At 71.4% G+C, this 14,336-nt stretch carries 13 protein-coding genes; 8 read left to right on the top strand and 5 right to left on the bottom strand.

Features of this window, described 5'->3' with window-relative positions; all coding sequences use genetic code 11:
* Positions 1-573 precede the first annotated feature (573 nt).
* From AMO33_RS15785 to AMO33_RS15775, 3 genes are all read left to right on the top strand, one after another.
* A complete protein-coding gene (locus AMO33_RS15785; RefSeq protein WP_050767952.1) occupies positions 574-1,485 on the top strand; it encodes a hypothetical protein in 912 nt (303 codons plus the stop codon).
* Positions 1,486-1,640: 155 nt separating this feature from the next.
* Positions 1,641-2,207, top strand: coding sequence for a sigma-70 family RNA polymerase sigma factor (locus tag AMO33_RS15780; RefSeq protein ID WP_060593079.1), 567 nt, complete (start codon positions 1,641-1,643; stop codon positions 2,205-2,207).
* A gap of 91 nt (positions 2,208-2,298) precedes the next feature.
* Positions 2,299-3,282 (top strand): anti-sigma-D factor RsdA, encoded by a 984-nt coding sequence (locus tag AMO33_RS15775; protein ID WP_240327540.1) that lies wholly within the window; start codon positions 2,299-2,301, stop codon positions 3,280-3,282.
* Between the two features lie 160 nt (positions 3,283-3,442).
* On the opposite strand, the gene AMO33_RS15770 is transcribed toward AMO33_RS15775, so the two are convergent.
* Positions 3,443-3,856 carry a DUF5319 domain-containing protein gene (locus tag AMO33_RS15770; RefSeq protein WP_011207424.1) on the bottom strand — a complete coding sequence of 138 codons (414 nt, stop codon included), beginning with the start codon at positions 3,854-3,856 and terminating at the stop codon, positions 3,443-3,445.
* Between the two features lie 223 nt (positions 3,857-4,079).
* Here AMO33_RS15770 and guaB point away from each other — a divergent pair, with 223 nt between their 5' ends.
* From guaB to guaA, 3 genes are all read left to right on the top strand, one after another.
* Positions 4,080-5,624 (top strand): IMP dehydrogenase, encoded by a 1,545-nt coding sequence (gene guaB / locus AMO33_RS15765; RefSeq protein ID WP_081433147.1) that lies wholly within the window; start codon positions 4,080-4,082, stop codon positions 5,622-5,624.
* A 275-nt stretch (positions 5,625-5,899) separates the two neighbouring features.
* The gene (locus AMO33_RS15760) at positions 5,900-7,066 is read left to right on the top strand and encodes a GuaB3 family IMP dehydrogenase-related protein (protein WP_041559858.1); all 1,167 of its coding nucleotides are present in this window, start codon (positions 5,900-5,902) and stop codon (positions 7,064-7,066) included.
* 62 nt (positions 7,067-7,128) lie between these two features.
* Positions 7,129-8,703, top strand: a complete 1,575-nt coding sequence (gene guaA / locus AMO33_RS15755; protein ID WP_011207427.1) for a glutamine-hydrolyzing GMP synthase — start codon at positions 7,129-7,131, stop codon at positions 8,701-8,703.
* A gap of 57 nt (positions 8,704-8,760) precedes the next feature.
* On the opposite strand, the gene AMO33_RS31500 is transcribed toward guaA, so the two are convergent.
* The 3 genes from AMO33_RS31500 to AMO33_RS15745 are packed head-to-tail and all read right to left on the bottom strand — an operon-like array spanning position 8,761 to position 10,752.
* On the bottom strand, positions 8,761-8,931 hold the full coding sequence (locus AMO33_RS31500) for a hypothetical protein (protein WP_159005390.1): 171 nt from the start codon (positions 8,929-8,931) through the stop codon (positions 8,761-8,763).
* Positions 8,928-9,137, bottom strand: a complete 210-nt coding sequence (locus tag AMO33_RS15750) for a hypothetical protein (RefSeq protein WP_060593077.1) — start codon at positions 9,135-9,137, stop codon at positions 8,928-8,930. The genes AMO33_RS31500 and AMO33_RS15750 overlap by 4 nt, the downstream gene beginning before the upstream one ends.
* Positions 9,130-10,752 (bottom strand): PspC domain-containing protein, encoded by a 1,623-nt coding sequence (locus AMO33_RS15745; RefSeq protein ID WP_076573674.1) that lies wholly within the window; start codon positions 10,750-10,752, stop codon positions 9,130-9,132. The genes AMO33_RS15750 and AMO33_RS15745 overlap by 8 nt, the downstream gene beginning before the upstream one ends.
* 307 nt (positions 10,753-11,059) lie before the next feature.
* Between AMO33_RS15745 and AMO33_RS15740 the strand changes: the two genes are divergently transcribed.
* Both AMO33_RS15740 and AMO33_RS15735 read left to right on the top strand, forming a co-directional pair.
* Positions 11,060-12,376 (top strand): ATP-binding protein, encoded by a 1,317-nt coding sequence (locus tag AMO33_RS15740; RefSeq protein WP_070108878.1) that lies wholly within the window; start codon positions 11,060-11,062, stop codon positions 12,374-12,376.
* 97 nt (positions 12,377-12,473) lie between these two features.
* On the top strand, positions 12,474-13,109 hold the full coding sequence (locus AMO33_RS15735) for a response regulator (RefSeq protein ID WP_011207433.1): 636 nt from the start codon (positions 12,474-12,476) through the stop codon (positions 13,107-13,109).
* A gap of 12 nt (positions 13,110-13,121) precedes the next feature.
* On the opposite strand, the gene AMO33_RS15730 is transcribed toward AMO33_RS15735, so the two are convergent.
* Positions 13,122-14,246, bottom strand: coding sequence for a serine/threonine-protein kinase (locus AMO33_RS15730; RefSeq protein ID WP_060593075.1), 1,125 nt, complete (start codon positions 14,244-14,246; stop codon positions 13,122-13,124).
* Positions 14,247-14,336: the final 90 nt, after the last annotated feature.

The following is a 14,336-nucleotide window of genomic DNA, read 5'->3' as shown; positions in this document are numbered from 1 at the left end:
GCACAGTCATGGGCCACGGCGCGATCGGCTGCTTCGGCAGGTCTCGCCCTGGGGGATCGCTGCAATTTCGCGCGGCGCGGTCCGTGGCGATGAGCTACGTTAGGGCCAGCCGGGAAATTCCGTCAATAGTTCGACGCACCGGTTTTCCAAATCCGCGAAGGCGAGATTTAACCTTCCAGCTGTTTACTTTTTACGTGTGCTCCGGTAGTACTGGACGGTTGGCCGGTTGGCGGCTGCCTGCCCGCAGGGCCCGCCGGTGGGGTATCCGTCCAGGTCATAGGCACTTTTTAGGTCGGCTCACGAGTTGCTGGCCGGTCTCGCGGTGCGGTAGCGGACGTGACCCGGGCCACCGGCGGTGCGGCGCGTACGACGATTCGAGATGGCGGAATCGGGGCGCTCAGGTTAATTGCGAGAAACGCATGTGAATTCGCGACGCCGTTCATGCTCGGACTCGCATACGAGTTTTACCCGATGGAAACATGGGGTCCGTACCAGAAAGCTGAAAGGTTGCCGGAAAGGCTCGGGCATTGCCGGGGAGCCCGCGCACCGCGGCGCCGGGTTAGGCTGCCGTCCGTGTTCGTGCCCGCTCCGCTCGCGGATCCTCGCTTCGAAATCCTCGTCGATGCCGCGTTCGGCGCCGGTGACCGCACGGCCGCTGCCGGGTTGCCGACCCCGCCCGGACCCGGTGCCGGATGGTTGCGGGCGGTCGCGCTCGGTGGTCGTGGTCACTACGCCGCCGCGCGGACCGAACTGGCCCGCGTGCGCCGGACCGGCCCCGATCCGGTGCTGCGCGCACTGGTCGACAGCACGACCGGATCGCTGCTGCGCCAGCTCGGTTGGCACGCGGCCGCCGCGGAGTTCGACGGCCGGGCCGCCGCCGCGGTGGTCCCGCACCTCGCACGCGCCCGGCACCCGGCGGCGCCCGGCCTGCCGGACGGCGTGGACGCCGCCTGTGACGCGCTGACCGGGCTGGCCGCCGACGCGCTCGGCGTGGGGCGGCTCGATTTGGCCCGACGCCTCCTCGACCGGACCGCCGCGCTGCTCGACGCCCACGCCGATACCGCCACCACCGCGGGCACCGCCGACATCACCGACCGGACCCGCGTCCGCATCCGCCTGCACTGGGTCGCCGCCGAGACGGCGCTGGCCGCGGGGGACGCCGCGAGGGCCCGGCCGCACGCGGAGGCGGGGCTGCGGCTGGCACAGGACTGGTCGTCGGTGCGGCACCGGGTGAAATCGCGTCTGCTCGTCGCCGCCACCGCCGCGGCGGCCGGCGATCGGGCCGATTCCGCCGCCCGCGCCACCGCCGTGGCCGCCGAGGCGCGCGCGCACGGACTGCTGCCGCTGCGGTGGGCGGCGGCGATGTTGCTCGCCGGCGTCGGTGATTCCGAGCACGCGCGCGCGGCCGCCGCGGCGGAGGCCGCGACCTGCGCCGCCGAGATCGCCTGCCGCGGAGGCCGCTTCCGACCGGCCCAGACGTGCTGAAAGTCACTTCTACGGCCCCGTAGGTTGTAGCGACAAGTGACCATGTTGACCGATGCGCTCGCGCCGGTCGCTATTGTTGGTTCCGTTCCGCCACTTCGGTGGAAGCACAGGTCATCGGGCCCGTGCCACTTGTAACGCCAGGAATATCTCTGACGATGACGCACACGGGCGAAGAGTTGGACCTCGCCGTCGCTGCCGCTGCGCAGGGCGACAGGACAGCTTTAGCTCAGGTACTGGAGCTTGTCCGCCCGCTCGTTGTCCGTTATTGCCGCGCGCGTATCGGCGCGGCGGAGCGCGGTCAGCTCTCCGCGGATGACGTTGCGCAGGAGGTATGTCTGGCCGTGATGACCGCCTTGCCCCGCTATCAGGATCAGGGCAGGCCCTTCATGGCCTTCGTATACGGAATCGCTTCGCACAAGGTCGCCGACGCCCATCGCAACGCCGCCCGTAACAAGGCGGAGGCAATGGCCGAAGTACCAGATGTCATATCCACCGACCAAGGGCCGGAGCAGCGAGCTCTCGAGTCAGAAACGAGCAGGCAGATGAACCGCTTGCTCGCGACGCTTCCTGAGAAGCATCGAGAGATCCTGGTCATGGGTTTGTCAGCGGAGGAAACCGCGGCCGCCGTGGGCAGTACGGCGGGCGCTATACGAGTGGCCCAGCACAGGGCGCTCGCGAAACTGAAGTCACAAGTGGCGAGGGCAGGTGAAATGTATGGCTAGGGATGGCGAGCGCGGTCGGGGCGACTGGAAGGCGCGGCGCGGATCGCGGAACAGCGGTCCCTACGCCGGGGGGGCTGGAGACACCGGACCGGTGGACATCGCCGCGGTGCGCCGCGACGATGCGCTCATCGACGCCATCGCCAGCGATGGCCCGGTGCAGACCGACAGTGCAGAGGAGTTCCAGCTCGCCGCGCTGCTCGCGGACTGGCGTGCGGAGCTGATCGCTGCGCCGCTGCCGAGCGCTCCCGACCTGGACACGGTGGTCGCCGCCGTCAACCAGGAGATCGGTGCGCGCAAGGTCCGTGTCGGTGCCCAGGCGCGTGGGAAGCTGCGACTCCTCTACCCGATCACGGGGGCGGCCGCCGCCCTCGCGTTGATCATCGGCGGTACCACGGCGTTCTCCTACGGCGCCGAGCCGGGCGATCCGCTGTGGCGGGTCAAGGAAGTTGTGTTCAGCGAGCAGGCCCAGACCACCGTGGTGCAGCGCGCGGACACCGAGCTCGATCAGGCGAAACAGGCGCTGGCGCAGGGCAACACGACGCAGGCCGTGGCGCTGCTCGAGCGGGCGCAGGGCAATGTCGACCAGATCAGCGACGGCGCCAAGAAGCAGGATCTGCAGAACGAATGGCAGCGCCTGTTCGCCCAGCTGCGCAGCATCTCCCCGGAGCTGGCCACCCAGCTGGAGCAGACGGTGCAACCGAGCCAGCCGCAGCGGCCGGAGACCGGACCCACCGGCACGGTGCTACCGACCAGGCCTTCGCCCGGGGACGGCAGCACGGTGACCATGCTGCCCGGCGGAACCACCGAGCCCACGCAGCCCACCCAGCCGACGCAGCCCACCGAGCCGGTCGAGCCGACCACCGAGGAACCCCCGGTGACGCCGACCCAGCCGCAGCCCACCACCGAGCCGCCCGCGACCGGCGGGCCCACCCAGATCCCGCCGACGGTCGTGCCGACCGGGAACACCGGCTCGCCGGGCGTTCCCGACACCGGCGCGCCGACGATGGGCCCGGGCGGAATCCAGATTCCGCCGGGGCTGTTGCCTCCGGGTGTGCTGCCGGCGCCGTCGAGCTAGCGGTTCCCGCGCAGCGGATCGCGGAGACTTCGATTCAGCGGCGCGTTGTCGGAAACGAGTTGCACAGAGACCGATCGCCCGACGGCGATCGGCTTTCGTGTTTTCGCGGGCCGTGTGCTGTCGGGCACGGGGTGACCGCGCCGATCGACGGGGCCGGGATTCAGCTGTCGAACCCGTCGAAACCGTCGCCGTGGAACGCCTCGTTCATCGAGGCGTCCGCGTAGCCGCGGCAGTAGTCCCAGGTGACGTACGCCTCGGGAGTGGGATCGTAGGCGGGCTCATGGGGGCGCACCGTGCCGTCGACCAGCAGTTGCAGGAGGTTGGCCCGGAGCATGTCCCAGTCGTGGTAGTGATCCTGTCTACAGTCCTCGCAGCTGACCACGAGTCCGCGGATGCCGCGGTGGGCCAGGAGAGCTTCGTACACGGCGAGATCGGCGAGATCCTCCTCGACCGCAAGGCGCTCGTGGGGATCCAGCGGTTCACCGGGCTCGATGGCATCGAGCGCGGCGGACGGGTCGGAGGGATCTCCGGCGAATGGATCCGGCGGCAAGCCAGGTGGTAGATGGTCACGCACACACCCACGGTACGCAGAACAGGGCGGTCTGCGCCAGCGCTGCCGGGTGCCAGTTTTCGACGGCGGGATCGGTTCCCCGGCCTGTTTGCGCGACAGATACCATGGTGGGCAGGCGCCGGACAGTACCCGACACGCTGATCTCGCCGCCACCGTCCATCCCATCAGTTGTGCGCGACGCCGGTCGGCGTCTCTCGCTTTCGACGTCCAGGAGGGGTCGATCCGAATGAGTAATCCCGTAACGGGCGAACGAAACACAGTCCGCCCCCCTACGGGTGGCGACGATCCGAACAAGATCGCCATGCTCGGCCTCACGTTCGACGACGTGCTGTTGCTGCCTGCCGCATCGGATCTGATTCCCAGTTCGGTCGAGACCTCCAGCCGGCTCACCCGGGAGATCCGGTTGCGCACCCCGCTGGTGAGTTCGGCCATGGATACCGTCACCGAGGCCAGGATGGCCATCGCGATGGCGCGTGCGGGCGGCATGGGTGTGCTGCACCGCAACCTGTCGGCCGCCGACCAGGCCGCCCAGGTGGAGACCGTGAAGCGCTCCGAGGCGGGCATGGTGACCGATCCGGTGACCTGTCGTCCCACCGACACCCTCGCCGAGGTCGACGCCATGTGCGCCCGCTTCCGCATCTCGGGCCTGCCCGTGGTGGACGAGACGGGCGCCCTCGTGGGCATCATCACCAACCGTGACATGCGGTTCGAGGTGGACCAGAACCGCCGGGTCGCCGACGTGATGACCAAGGCGCCGCTGATCACCGCCCAGGAGGGTGTCACCGCGGAGGCCGCGCTGGGACTGCTGCGCCGCCACAAGGTGGAGAAGCTGCCGATCGTGGACGGCAACGGCAGGCTGCGCGGTCTCATCACCGTGAAGGACTTCGTCAAGACCGATCAGTACCCGAACGCCACCAAGGACCGCGACGGCCGCCTGCTGGTCGGCGCGGCGGTCGGTGTCGGTGAAGACGCCTGGTCGCGAGCGATGACGCTGGCCGATGCCGGGGTGGACGTGCTGGTGGTCGACACCGCGCACGGGCACCAGTCCCAGGTGCTGCAGATGGTGGCCAAGGTGAAGGCCGAGGTCGGTGACCGCATCCAGGTCGTCGGCGGCAACATCGCCACCCGCGCCGGCGCGGCCGCGCTCGTGGAAGCGGGCGCGGACGCGGTGAAGGTGGGCGTCGGCCCCGGCTCGATCTGCACCACCCGCGTCGTCGCGGGCGTGGGCGCGCCGCAGATCACCGCCATCCTGGAGGCCGTCGCGGCCTGCAAGCCCGCCGGTGTGCCGGTGATCGCCGACGGTGGCATCCAGTTCTCCGGCGACATCGCCAAGGCCATCGCGGCGGGCGCGTCCACCGTGATGCTGGGTTCGCTGCTGGCGGGTACGGCCGAGTCGCCGGGCGAGTTGATCCTGGTGGGCGGCAAGCAGTTCAAGAGCTACCGCGGCATGGGTTCGCTGGGCGCGATGCAGGGCCGCGGCCAGGCCAAGTCGTTCTCCAAGGACCGCTACTTCCAGGACGACGTGCTCGCCGAGGACAAGCTGGTCCCCGAGGGCATCGAGGGCCGGGTCCCGTTCCGCGGGCCGGTGAACCAGGTGATCCACCAGCTCGTCGGCGGCCTGCGCGCCGCCATGGGCTACACCGGCTCCCAGTCCATCGCCGACCTGCAGGAGGCCCAGTTCGTGCAGATCACCGCGGCGGGCCTGAAGGAGAGCCACCCGCACGACATCACCATGACCGTGGAGGCCCCCAACTACACGGGCCGTTCCTGACGAGCGCCCCAGACGGCCGGGCACCCCAGCGGTCCCGGCCGTCACTGCTGTCCGGCCCACCCCACCGAGCCGTACCCGGAGCGGCGCGACCCCCCGCTCACCGCAGGCGATAGTCTCGAGCCGACCCCCGAGCAGCAAACAACACGCTCACCCGCCCGGATCACCATGAGGGACGAGCCCCGTTCGCGGCCCGTCTCGCGACCGCGAGACACCAGGGGGCCGTGAACACGCCGCGACGAAGGAGCGGCAAATCCAACACCGAAAGGACAACTCACGTGCGCGACATGGTCGAGATCGGCATGGGCCGGACCGCCCGGCGTACCTACGAGCTGGACGATGTCGACATCGTTCCGTCGCGGCGTACCCGCTCGTCGAAGCAGGTGTCGTTGGCATGGCAGCTGGACGCGTACCGCTTCGAGATCCCGCTGGTGGCGCATCCGACCGATGCGCTGGTTTCGCCGCGGTCGGCGGTGGAGCTGGGTCGTCTCGGTGGGCTCGGGGTGATCAACGGCGAGGGCCTGTGGGCCAGGCACGCCGATGTCGAGACCAAGATCGAGCAGCTGACCGAGCTGGCGGCGCAGGGCAGGTTCGACCGGGCGGTGGCGTTGCTGCAGCAGTTGCACGCCGCGCCGATGCAGCCGGATCTGCTGGCGGCGGCCGTCGCCGAGGTGCGCGCGGCCGGGGTGACGGTGGCGGTGCGGGTGAGCCCGCAGAACGCTCGGACACTGACGCCCGCGCTGTTGCAGGCGGGCATCGATCTGCTGGTGGTGCACGGCACGATCATCTCGGCCGAGCATGTCGGCGACGGTGAGCCGCTGAACCTGAAGACCTTCATCGCCGAGCTGGATGTGCCGGTGGTGGCGGGCGGGGTGAGCGATCACCGCACCGCCCTGCACCTGATGCGCACCGGTGCGGCGGGCGTGATCGTGGGCTACGGCTCGTACCCGGGCGCGACGACGACGGGTGAGGTGCTCGGTATCGGGGTGCCGATGGCGACGGCGATCGCGGACGCGGCGGCGGCGCGGCGGGACTACCTGGACGAGACGGGCGGTCGTTACGTGCATGTCATCGCCGACGGCGACATCGCGACGTCGGGTCAGCTGGCGAAGGCGATCGCCTGCGGTGCGGACGCGGCGATGCTGGGGGTGCCGCTGGCGGTGGCGGCCGAGGCGCCCGGCCGCGGCTGGTACTGGCCGTCGGCGGCCGCGCATCCCTCGGTGCCGCGCGGTTCGCTGTTGCAGGTGGGTGACGGTTGGGATCTCGGTGCCGAGGACGAGGCGGACGAGGCCGCGCGGCCGCCGCTGGAGCGGGTGCTCTTCGGCCCGTCCGACGATCCGTTCGGTTCGCTGAACCTGGTCGGCGGGCTGCGGCGCTCGATGGCGAAGGCGGGTTACTCGGATCTGAAGGAGTTCCAGAAGGTCGGCTTGAGCGTGCGGGCGTGACCTGGCGCGCACCGGGCATGCCCGTGCGTTCCGGGCGCGGGTCCGCTCACTAGACTGGGCCGGTGGCAGAAACCCAGAGACCGGTCCTCGTCGTCGACTTCGGTGCCCAATACGCCCAGCTGATCGCTCGCCGGGTCCGCGAGGCGAGCGTCTACTCCGAGGTGGTTCCCCATACCGCCACGGTGGAGGAGATCGCGGCGAAGAAGCCGCTCGCGGTGATCCTGTCCGGTGGCCCGGCCAGCGTGTACGCCGAGGGCGCGCCGCAGCTGGATCCGCGGCTGTTCGACCTGAACCTGCCGGTCTTCGGCATCTGCTACGGCTTCCAGGCGATGGCGCAGGCGCTCGGCGGCACGGTGGCCCACACCGGCACCCGCGAGTACGGCCGCACCGAACTCAACATCGACGGTGGCGTGCTGCACGGCGGCCTGCCCACGATTCAGCCGGTGTGGATGAGCCACGGTGACGCGGTGACCGACGCGCCGGAGGGCTTCGAGGTGACCGGCACCACGGCGGGTGCGCCGGTCGCGGCGTTCGAGGACCGCGCGCGGCGGCTGGCCGGTGTGCAGTACCACCCCGAGGTGCTGCATTCCCCGCACGGCCAGCAGGTGCTGAGCCGGTTCCTGCACGAGCTGGCGGGTATCCCGGCGAGCTGGACACCGTCGAACATCGCCGATGTGCTGGTGGAGCAGGTGCGCGCGCAGGTCGGCGACGGCCACGCGATCTGCGGCCTGTCCGGCGGCGTGGACAGCGCGGTGGCGGCCGCCCTGGTGCAGCGCGCCATCGGCGACCGGCTGACCTGCGTGTTCGTCGATCACGGACTGCTGCGCGCGGGCGAGCGCGAGCAGGTGCAGCAGGATTTCGTCGCGTCCACCGGTGCCAAGCTGGTGACCGTCGACGCGGTGGACAAGTTCCTCGGTGAGCTGAAGGGCGTGACCGATCCCGAGGAGAAGCGCAAGATCATCGGCCGGGAGTTCATCCGGTCCTTCGAGGACGCGGTGCGCCAGATCGTCGACGAGCAGGGCGCGGCCGAGGGCAAGCAGCCCGAGGTGGAATTCCTGGTGCAGGGCACGCTCTACCCGGATGTGGTGGAGTCCGGCGGCGGCACCGGCACCGCGAACATCAAGTCCCACCACAATGTCGGCGGCCTGCCGGAGGACCTGGAGTTCGAGCTGGTCGAGCCGCTGCGGTTGCTGTTCAAGGACGAGGTGCGCGCGGTGGGCCGCGAGCTCGGCCTGCCCGAGGAGATCGTGGCCAGGCAGCCGTTCCCCGGGCCGGGGCTGGCGATCCGCATCATCGGCGAGGTCACCGCGGACCGGCTGGCGACGCTGCGGCAGGCCGACGCGATCGCCCGCGAGGAGCTGACCGCGGCCGGGCTGGACCGGCAGATCTGGCAGTGCCCGGTGGTGTTGCTGGCCGACGTGCGCAGTGTCGGGGTGCAGGGCGACGGCCGCACCTACGGTCATCCCATCGTGCTGCGTCCGGTGTCCAGCGAGGACGCGATGACCGCGGATTGGACCCGGCTGCCCTACGAGGTGCTCGAGCGGATCTCGACCCGGATCACCAACGAGGTCGCCGAGGTCAACCGCGTGGTGCTGGATGTGACGAGCAAGCCGCCGGGGACCATCGAGTGGGAGTGATCCCGAGGCAGTGAACGGCCCGCACCGCTCCGGTGCGGGCCGTTCGTCGTTCGCGGGTCAGTCGCGCACGGTTCTGCCGTGGTGGCCGTAGACCAGGTGGCCCAGGCGCAGGCCGGGAATTCCCCGGCTCCCGCCGCGGACCAGCCGGGCCAGCGGAGTGCCTGGATCGCGGGCGGCCTGGGCGGGCGGGGTCGCGGTGCTCCCCTCGGTGGGGCCGGTGCCGGTCATCGGCGGCGCGGGGAGATCACCAGCAGCAGGCCGACGACGATCGCGCCGATCACCAGGATCCAGCCCAGGGAGACGGCGCCACCGGCGGTGGCCGCGGGGCCGACGAAACCCCACACGCTGACGGCCAGGGCCAGCAGCCCCACGATCAGCAGGGAGGCGGACGGGCCGCCGTTACCCACACGTTCGGTTTCCTTGCGCTCAGCCACGCTGCACCTCCACGCTGCCCATCCGCACGTCCACGTTCAGGTCGAGCACCGGCGCACCCGGGGTGTTCGGGCCGGTGATGCCCTCGGGGCAGAGGTTCTCACCCATCCGCACCGAGCAGTCGGTGTGCACCGTCATCCCGGCGGGCACGAGGATGCGCGCCTCACCCATCTGCACGTCGAGGTTCACCGTGCGGTTCTCGGTGAGTTCGATCGAGCGCAGGTCCAGCGTGCCCGACCCCATCGTCACCCGGTAGTCCGACCGCAACTCCGCCGCGGTCGGCGGCGCCCAGACGTGTTCGCCCATCGCGCCGCGGTCGAATTCGATCGGGCCGATCAGCGAGGCCAGCAGCACGAACCCGGCGAGCGGGGCGGTCACCACGAGCAGGCCGTAGCCGCGCCGCAGGAACGCGCCCAGCACCAGCCCGAGACCGATCACGGCCAGGGCCACCGCGCCGATGCGGCCGGGTGTCATCCACTCGACGCCCGCCGCGGCCAGCGCGCCGGCGCCCGCGGCGGCCATGATGGCCAGGCCGAGCACCACCGGGGTGAGCCGGGAGCGGGGCCGTTTCGGCGGGGGCGCGACCACGGGGCGCGCCGGGGTGGGTTCGGGAAGATCCCAGGCCAGCGGGGCGACGCCGAGCGGATCCCAGGACGGGGGGACCGGTCCGGCGAGCACCGGGGGCGGGGCCGCCGCGAGGGTGGTCGGCGTGGGGCGGGCGTCGGCTGTCCCGGCGGGCGACGGCGCGTTCGCGGAGGTGGCCGCCACGGTCGCGCCGTCGCGGGCCGTCTCGTCCGAGTCGGATCCAGCCGCCGGGCCGGGCTCGGCGGGGGCGGCGGTGGTCTGCTCGGGCGGCGCCGATGCGCCGGATTCGGCGGCGACCGTGTCGTCGGCGGTCGGGCGGGTCGTGTCGGTGGGTGCGGGACGATCCGATGCCGCTGGTGCCGCGTCGGTCGTGGCTGCCGGTTCCGGTCGCTTGTGTAGTTCGACGGTCGGCGCGTCGGCCCGGTCGTCGGGGATGTAGGCGTCCGGCAGCTTGGTGTAGGGCGTGTACATCGCTGTGGTGTGCGTCGCCTGCGCCATCGGGAAGCCGCCGGTGGTGCGCATCGGGCCGGTCGGGAAGGCGGTACCCGGATAGCCGGTCGCGGTGCCGCCGGGGTAGCCCGCGTCCCAGAGGCTGGTGCCCGGCGGTGGTTGCGGGCAGCGCATGAACAGCATCCACCAGCCGGCCAGCATCAAGGCGAGGCTGATCATTCCGGAACCGGCCAGCCCGACGCCGATCGGTCCGACGGTGGTGACCGCGATGGCCAGCGCCACGATGAGCACGACCGTCTTGGTCTGGGACTGCGAGCTGTGCCCCTTGCCGAACAGCGATTCGGCCGGGGAGGACCGCTCGCCCGCTTCGCTGAGCATCAGCCAGGCGAACAGGTAGAGCACGATGCCCGCGCCGCCGAACATGCTCGACACCACGAACGCGACCCGGATCAGCACCGGGTCGACGTTGTAGCGCTGGCCGAAACCCGCGGCGACGCCCGCGATCGGCCCTTGCCGCGGCAGCCGTACCGGCCGCGTCTGCCACATCTGCTGAAGCTGATCGCCGAAGGTCGTTCTCGTCATGTTCTCCATGGTGAGCGCGCACGACCGCCACCGCATCGGGGGTAACCCTGAAAATCCACGGAACTCGCGGACCGCGCCGCCTGTCGGCACACGGCGCGGTCGCGGGCGGCGGACCTGCGCGGATGCGGTGGGTGGGGGTGAAGATCAGGGAGAATCCCGATGCCGGTGGTCGGGGTGGCGTGCCAGTATCGAAGGTATGTACCCGACCGGCCCCGCGTTCGACGCTGCCCGGGGCGCAGGCTCCGCGTGGGGGGCAGGCGCCGCGCCCGGCCATCCCGCCGGCGGCCCCGATCCGTCCGGAGCGGGGATGCCCCGCGGGTTCGGGCCCGCCCCGGTGCTGGCGCTCGGGCAGACGCCCCGGTTGCGGCTGGTGCGCCGGTCCGGCGGGCGGATCGTCGGCGGTGTCGCCGGCGGTCTGGCCGATCATCTCGGTCTCGACGTGTTCAAGGTGCGGATGGCTTTCGTGCTGCTGTCCGCGCTGGCCGGGGCGGGCATCATCGCCTACGGCATGCTGTGGGTGTTCACCCCGGGCGGCGTCGACACCGCCGAGCCGTCGGGCACCGAGCGGCGGCAGGCGATCGGCCTGGCGATGCTCGGGCTCGGGCTGGCGATCGCGGTCTCCTGGGCGATGAACGCGACCGTGGCGGCGAAGGTGATCGTGCCGATCGTGGTGGTCGCGGTCGGCGCGGCGCTGGTGTGGCGCGAATACGACACCGACGGGCCGCGGTCGCTGCTCGGACTGCCCGCACGGCCGTCGGTGGTGACCTGGGCCCGCATCGTCACCGGCGCGACCCTGGTGGTGCTCGGGCTCGGCGTGCTGGTGCTGGCCAGGATCGACCTCGGTTCGCTCGGCTCGGCGCTGATCGCGGTGGTGGTGACGCTGGCGGGCGCCGGTCTGCTGACCGTGCCGCTGTGGCTGCGCATGATGGGCGCGCTGAACGCCGAACGCGCCGCCCGCATCCGCAACGAGGAGCGCGAGGAGATCGCCTCGCACCTGCACGACTCGGTGTTGCAGACGCTCGCGCTGATCCAGCGCCAGGCCGACGATCCGCACGAGGTGATGCGCCTGGCCCGTAGCCAGGAACGTGAACTGCGCCGCTGGCTCTTCGACGACTCCGGTCCCGCGCATTCCAGCCTGGCCGCCGCGCTGCGCACCATCGCGGGTGAGGTGGAGGACCAGCACGGCGTGAAGGTCACCCCGGTGACCGTGGGCGATGTGACGATGGACGTCGACGATTCCGGTTTCGGCCTGCCCAAGGAGCATTTCACCGCCCTGCTCGGCGCGGCCCGCGAGGCGATGGTGAACGCCGCCAAGCACGCCGGGGTGCCGACCGTCGACCTGTTCGCCGAGGTGGAACCGCATCAGGTGAGCGTGTTCGTGCGCGACCGCGGCGCCGGATTCGATCCGGCGGCCGTGCCGCAGGACCGGCAGGGCCTGGCCAAATCGATCCGCGGGCGGATCGAGCGGCGCGGCGGCCGGGTCGAGATCCTGTCCACGCCCGGCCGGGGCACCGAGGTGCGGATCCACATGCCGCGCAGCGACGCCGCCGGGCTGGACTGCGCGGGGGAGCCGGACGAGGACGCGACCGAGCGGACGCGCGAGCCCGCGGGCCGGGCCGACTGACGCGGCGCGCGGGCGGGACAGTGGTGGTGTGGTACCGATGGAGGTGCGGTCGGCGTGTGGGCTCGGGCCGCCGACAGGTGAGGAGATGTAGGTGACCGTGCGGGTCTTTCTCGTCGACGATCACGCGGTGTTCCGCTCGGGGGTACGGGCGGAGCTGAGCAGGGAGGCCGATCTGGAGGTGGTCGGCGAGGCGGGCGGTGTCGCCGAGGCGATCGCCGGGATCAAGGCGACCGAGCCCGACGTGGTGCTGCTGGACGTGCACATGCCCGACGGCGGCGGTGTCGCGGTGCTCTCCGGTATCGAGGACGGGCCGGTGTGCCTGGCGCTGAGCGTCTCCGATGCCGCCGAGGACGTCATCGCGGTGATCCGGGCCGGCGCGCGCGGCTACGTCACCAAGACGATCTCCGGCGCCGAACTGGCCGATGGCATCCGCCGGGTGGCCGGCGGCGACGCGGTGTTCAGCCCGCGACTGGCCGGTTTCGTGCTCGATTCGTTCACCGGCCGCTCGCCGGTGCCCGAGCCGCCGCTCGACCCGGAACTGGATTCGCTCACCCCGCGCGAACTCGAGGTGCTGCGCCTGCTGGCCCGCGGCTACACCTATCGCGAGATCGCCGAGACCCTGTTCATCTCGGTGAAGACCGTCGAGACGCACGCCTCCAATGTGCTGCGCAAGACCCAGCAGTCCAATCGCAACGCGCTGACCCGCTGGGCACACCGCCGCCGCATCGACTGAGCCGGCGCGGCGCTACATCGCCACGACGATGACGCCGATGATGATGATCAACCCGATCAGCAGCCCGATGGTCACCGCCAGCGCGGCGTTGGTCTGCCGCGGCGCGGCCACCCTGGCTCGCTGGGCGGCGGGCGTGTTCGCCGCCGACGCGCCGCGATGCGGGCGGGGGAGCGGGGCCGAGTGCGGGCTGCGCAGGCCGATGGCTCCGTTGCGGGTCGCCCAGGACGGGATGGTGCCGTCCTCGGTGCGTACCGGCGCGCCGAGGATGTAGGAGGCGGTGCCGGGACCGAATGCGGCGGTGAGGATTTCGTCGCGCGCCTCGGCCATCGTCGGCCTGCGCTGCGGGGCGGGCTCCATCATGTGCAGCAGCGCGTCGGTGAGCACGCCGCTGCGCGAGGGCGGGATGATCTGGGCCATCGCGGCCCGCTGTACGACGGCGTCGCTGTCGTCGTCCATGCCGAACGGCGGCTGGCCCTCGATCGCGGTGTAGAGGGTGGCGCCGAGGGAGAACACGTCGCTGGCCGCGGTGGGCTGCGCGCCGCGGGCCACCTCGGGCGGCAGGTAGGCGGGGGTGCCGGTGATGATGCCGTCCGGCTCGTCGGATGTCTCGCCCGCGCCGCGGGAGATGCCGAAGTCGCTGAGCTTGGCGAAGCCGACCCGGGGCCCGCGGTCGGCGACGAGGATGTTGCCGGGCTTGATGTCGCGGTGCACGATGCCCACCGCGTGCGCGGCCGCGAGCGCGTCGGCCACCTGGGCGCCGATCTGGGCCACCTCGAGCACCGGCAGCGTGTCGACCAGGCCGAGCGCACGCGCGACGCTGCGTGAGGGCAGATGCTCCATCACCAGCCAGGGCTCGCCCGCCTCGAGCACCACGTCGTAGACGGCGATGGCGTGCTCGTGCGAGAGCTTGGCCGCGACCCGGCCCTCGTGCATGATCTGCTCGCGGATCCTGGCGGCCTCCGCCTCGGGCAGCCCGGCGGTGGAGAGCACCTGTTTGATGGCCACGTCGCGATCGAGCAACCGGTCGTGCGCCAGCCACACCGCGCCCATGCCGCCGCCGCCCAGCTTCGACTGCAGGCGGTAGCGACCCGCGACCAGATAGTCGGGGCCGACGATGGGACGGGCGCGATCGATCATGGTGTGCAGAGTATCCGAATTCGGTGGTAGGGGACCTGATTCGAGACCAGCGGCACCGCCCTCGGACGATCGGCCCGGCGCGGACCGGAC

It is taken from the genome of Nocardia farcinica, assembly GCF_001182745.1.
Lineage (GTDB): Bacteria > Actinomycetota > Actinomycetes > Mycobacteriales > Mycobacteriaceae > Nocardia > Nocardia farcinica.
Note: the sequence above shows the minus strand (reverse complement) of the source record. Positions and strands in the feature narration are given on the sequence as shown.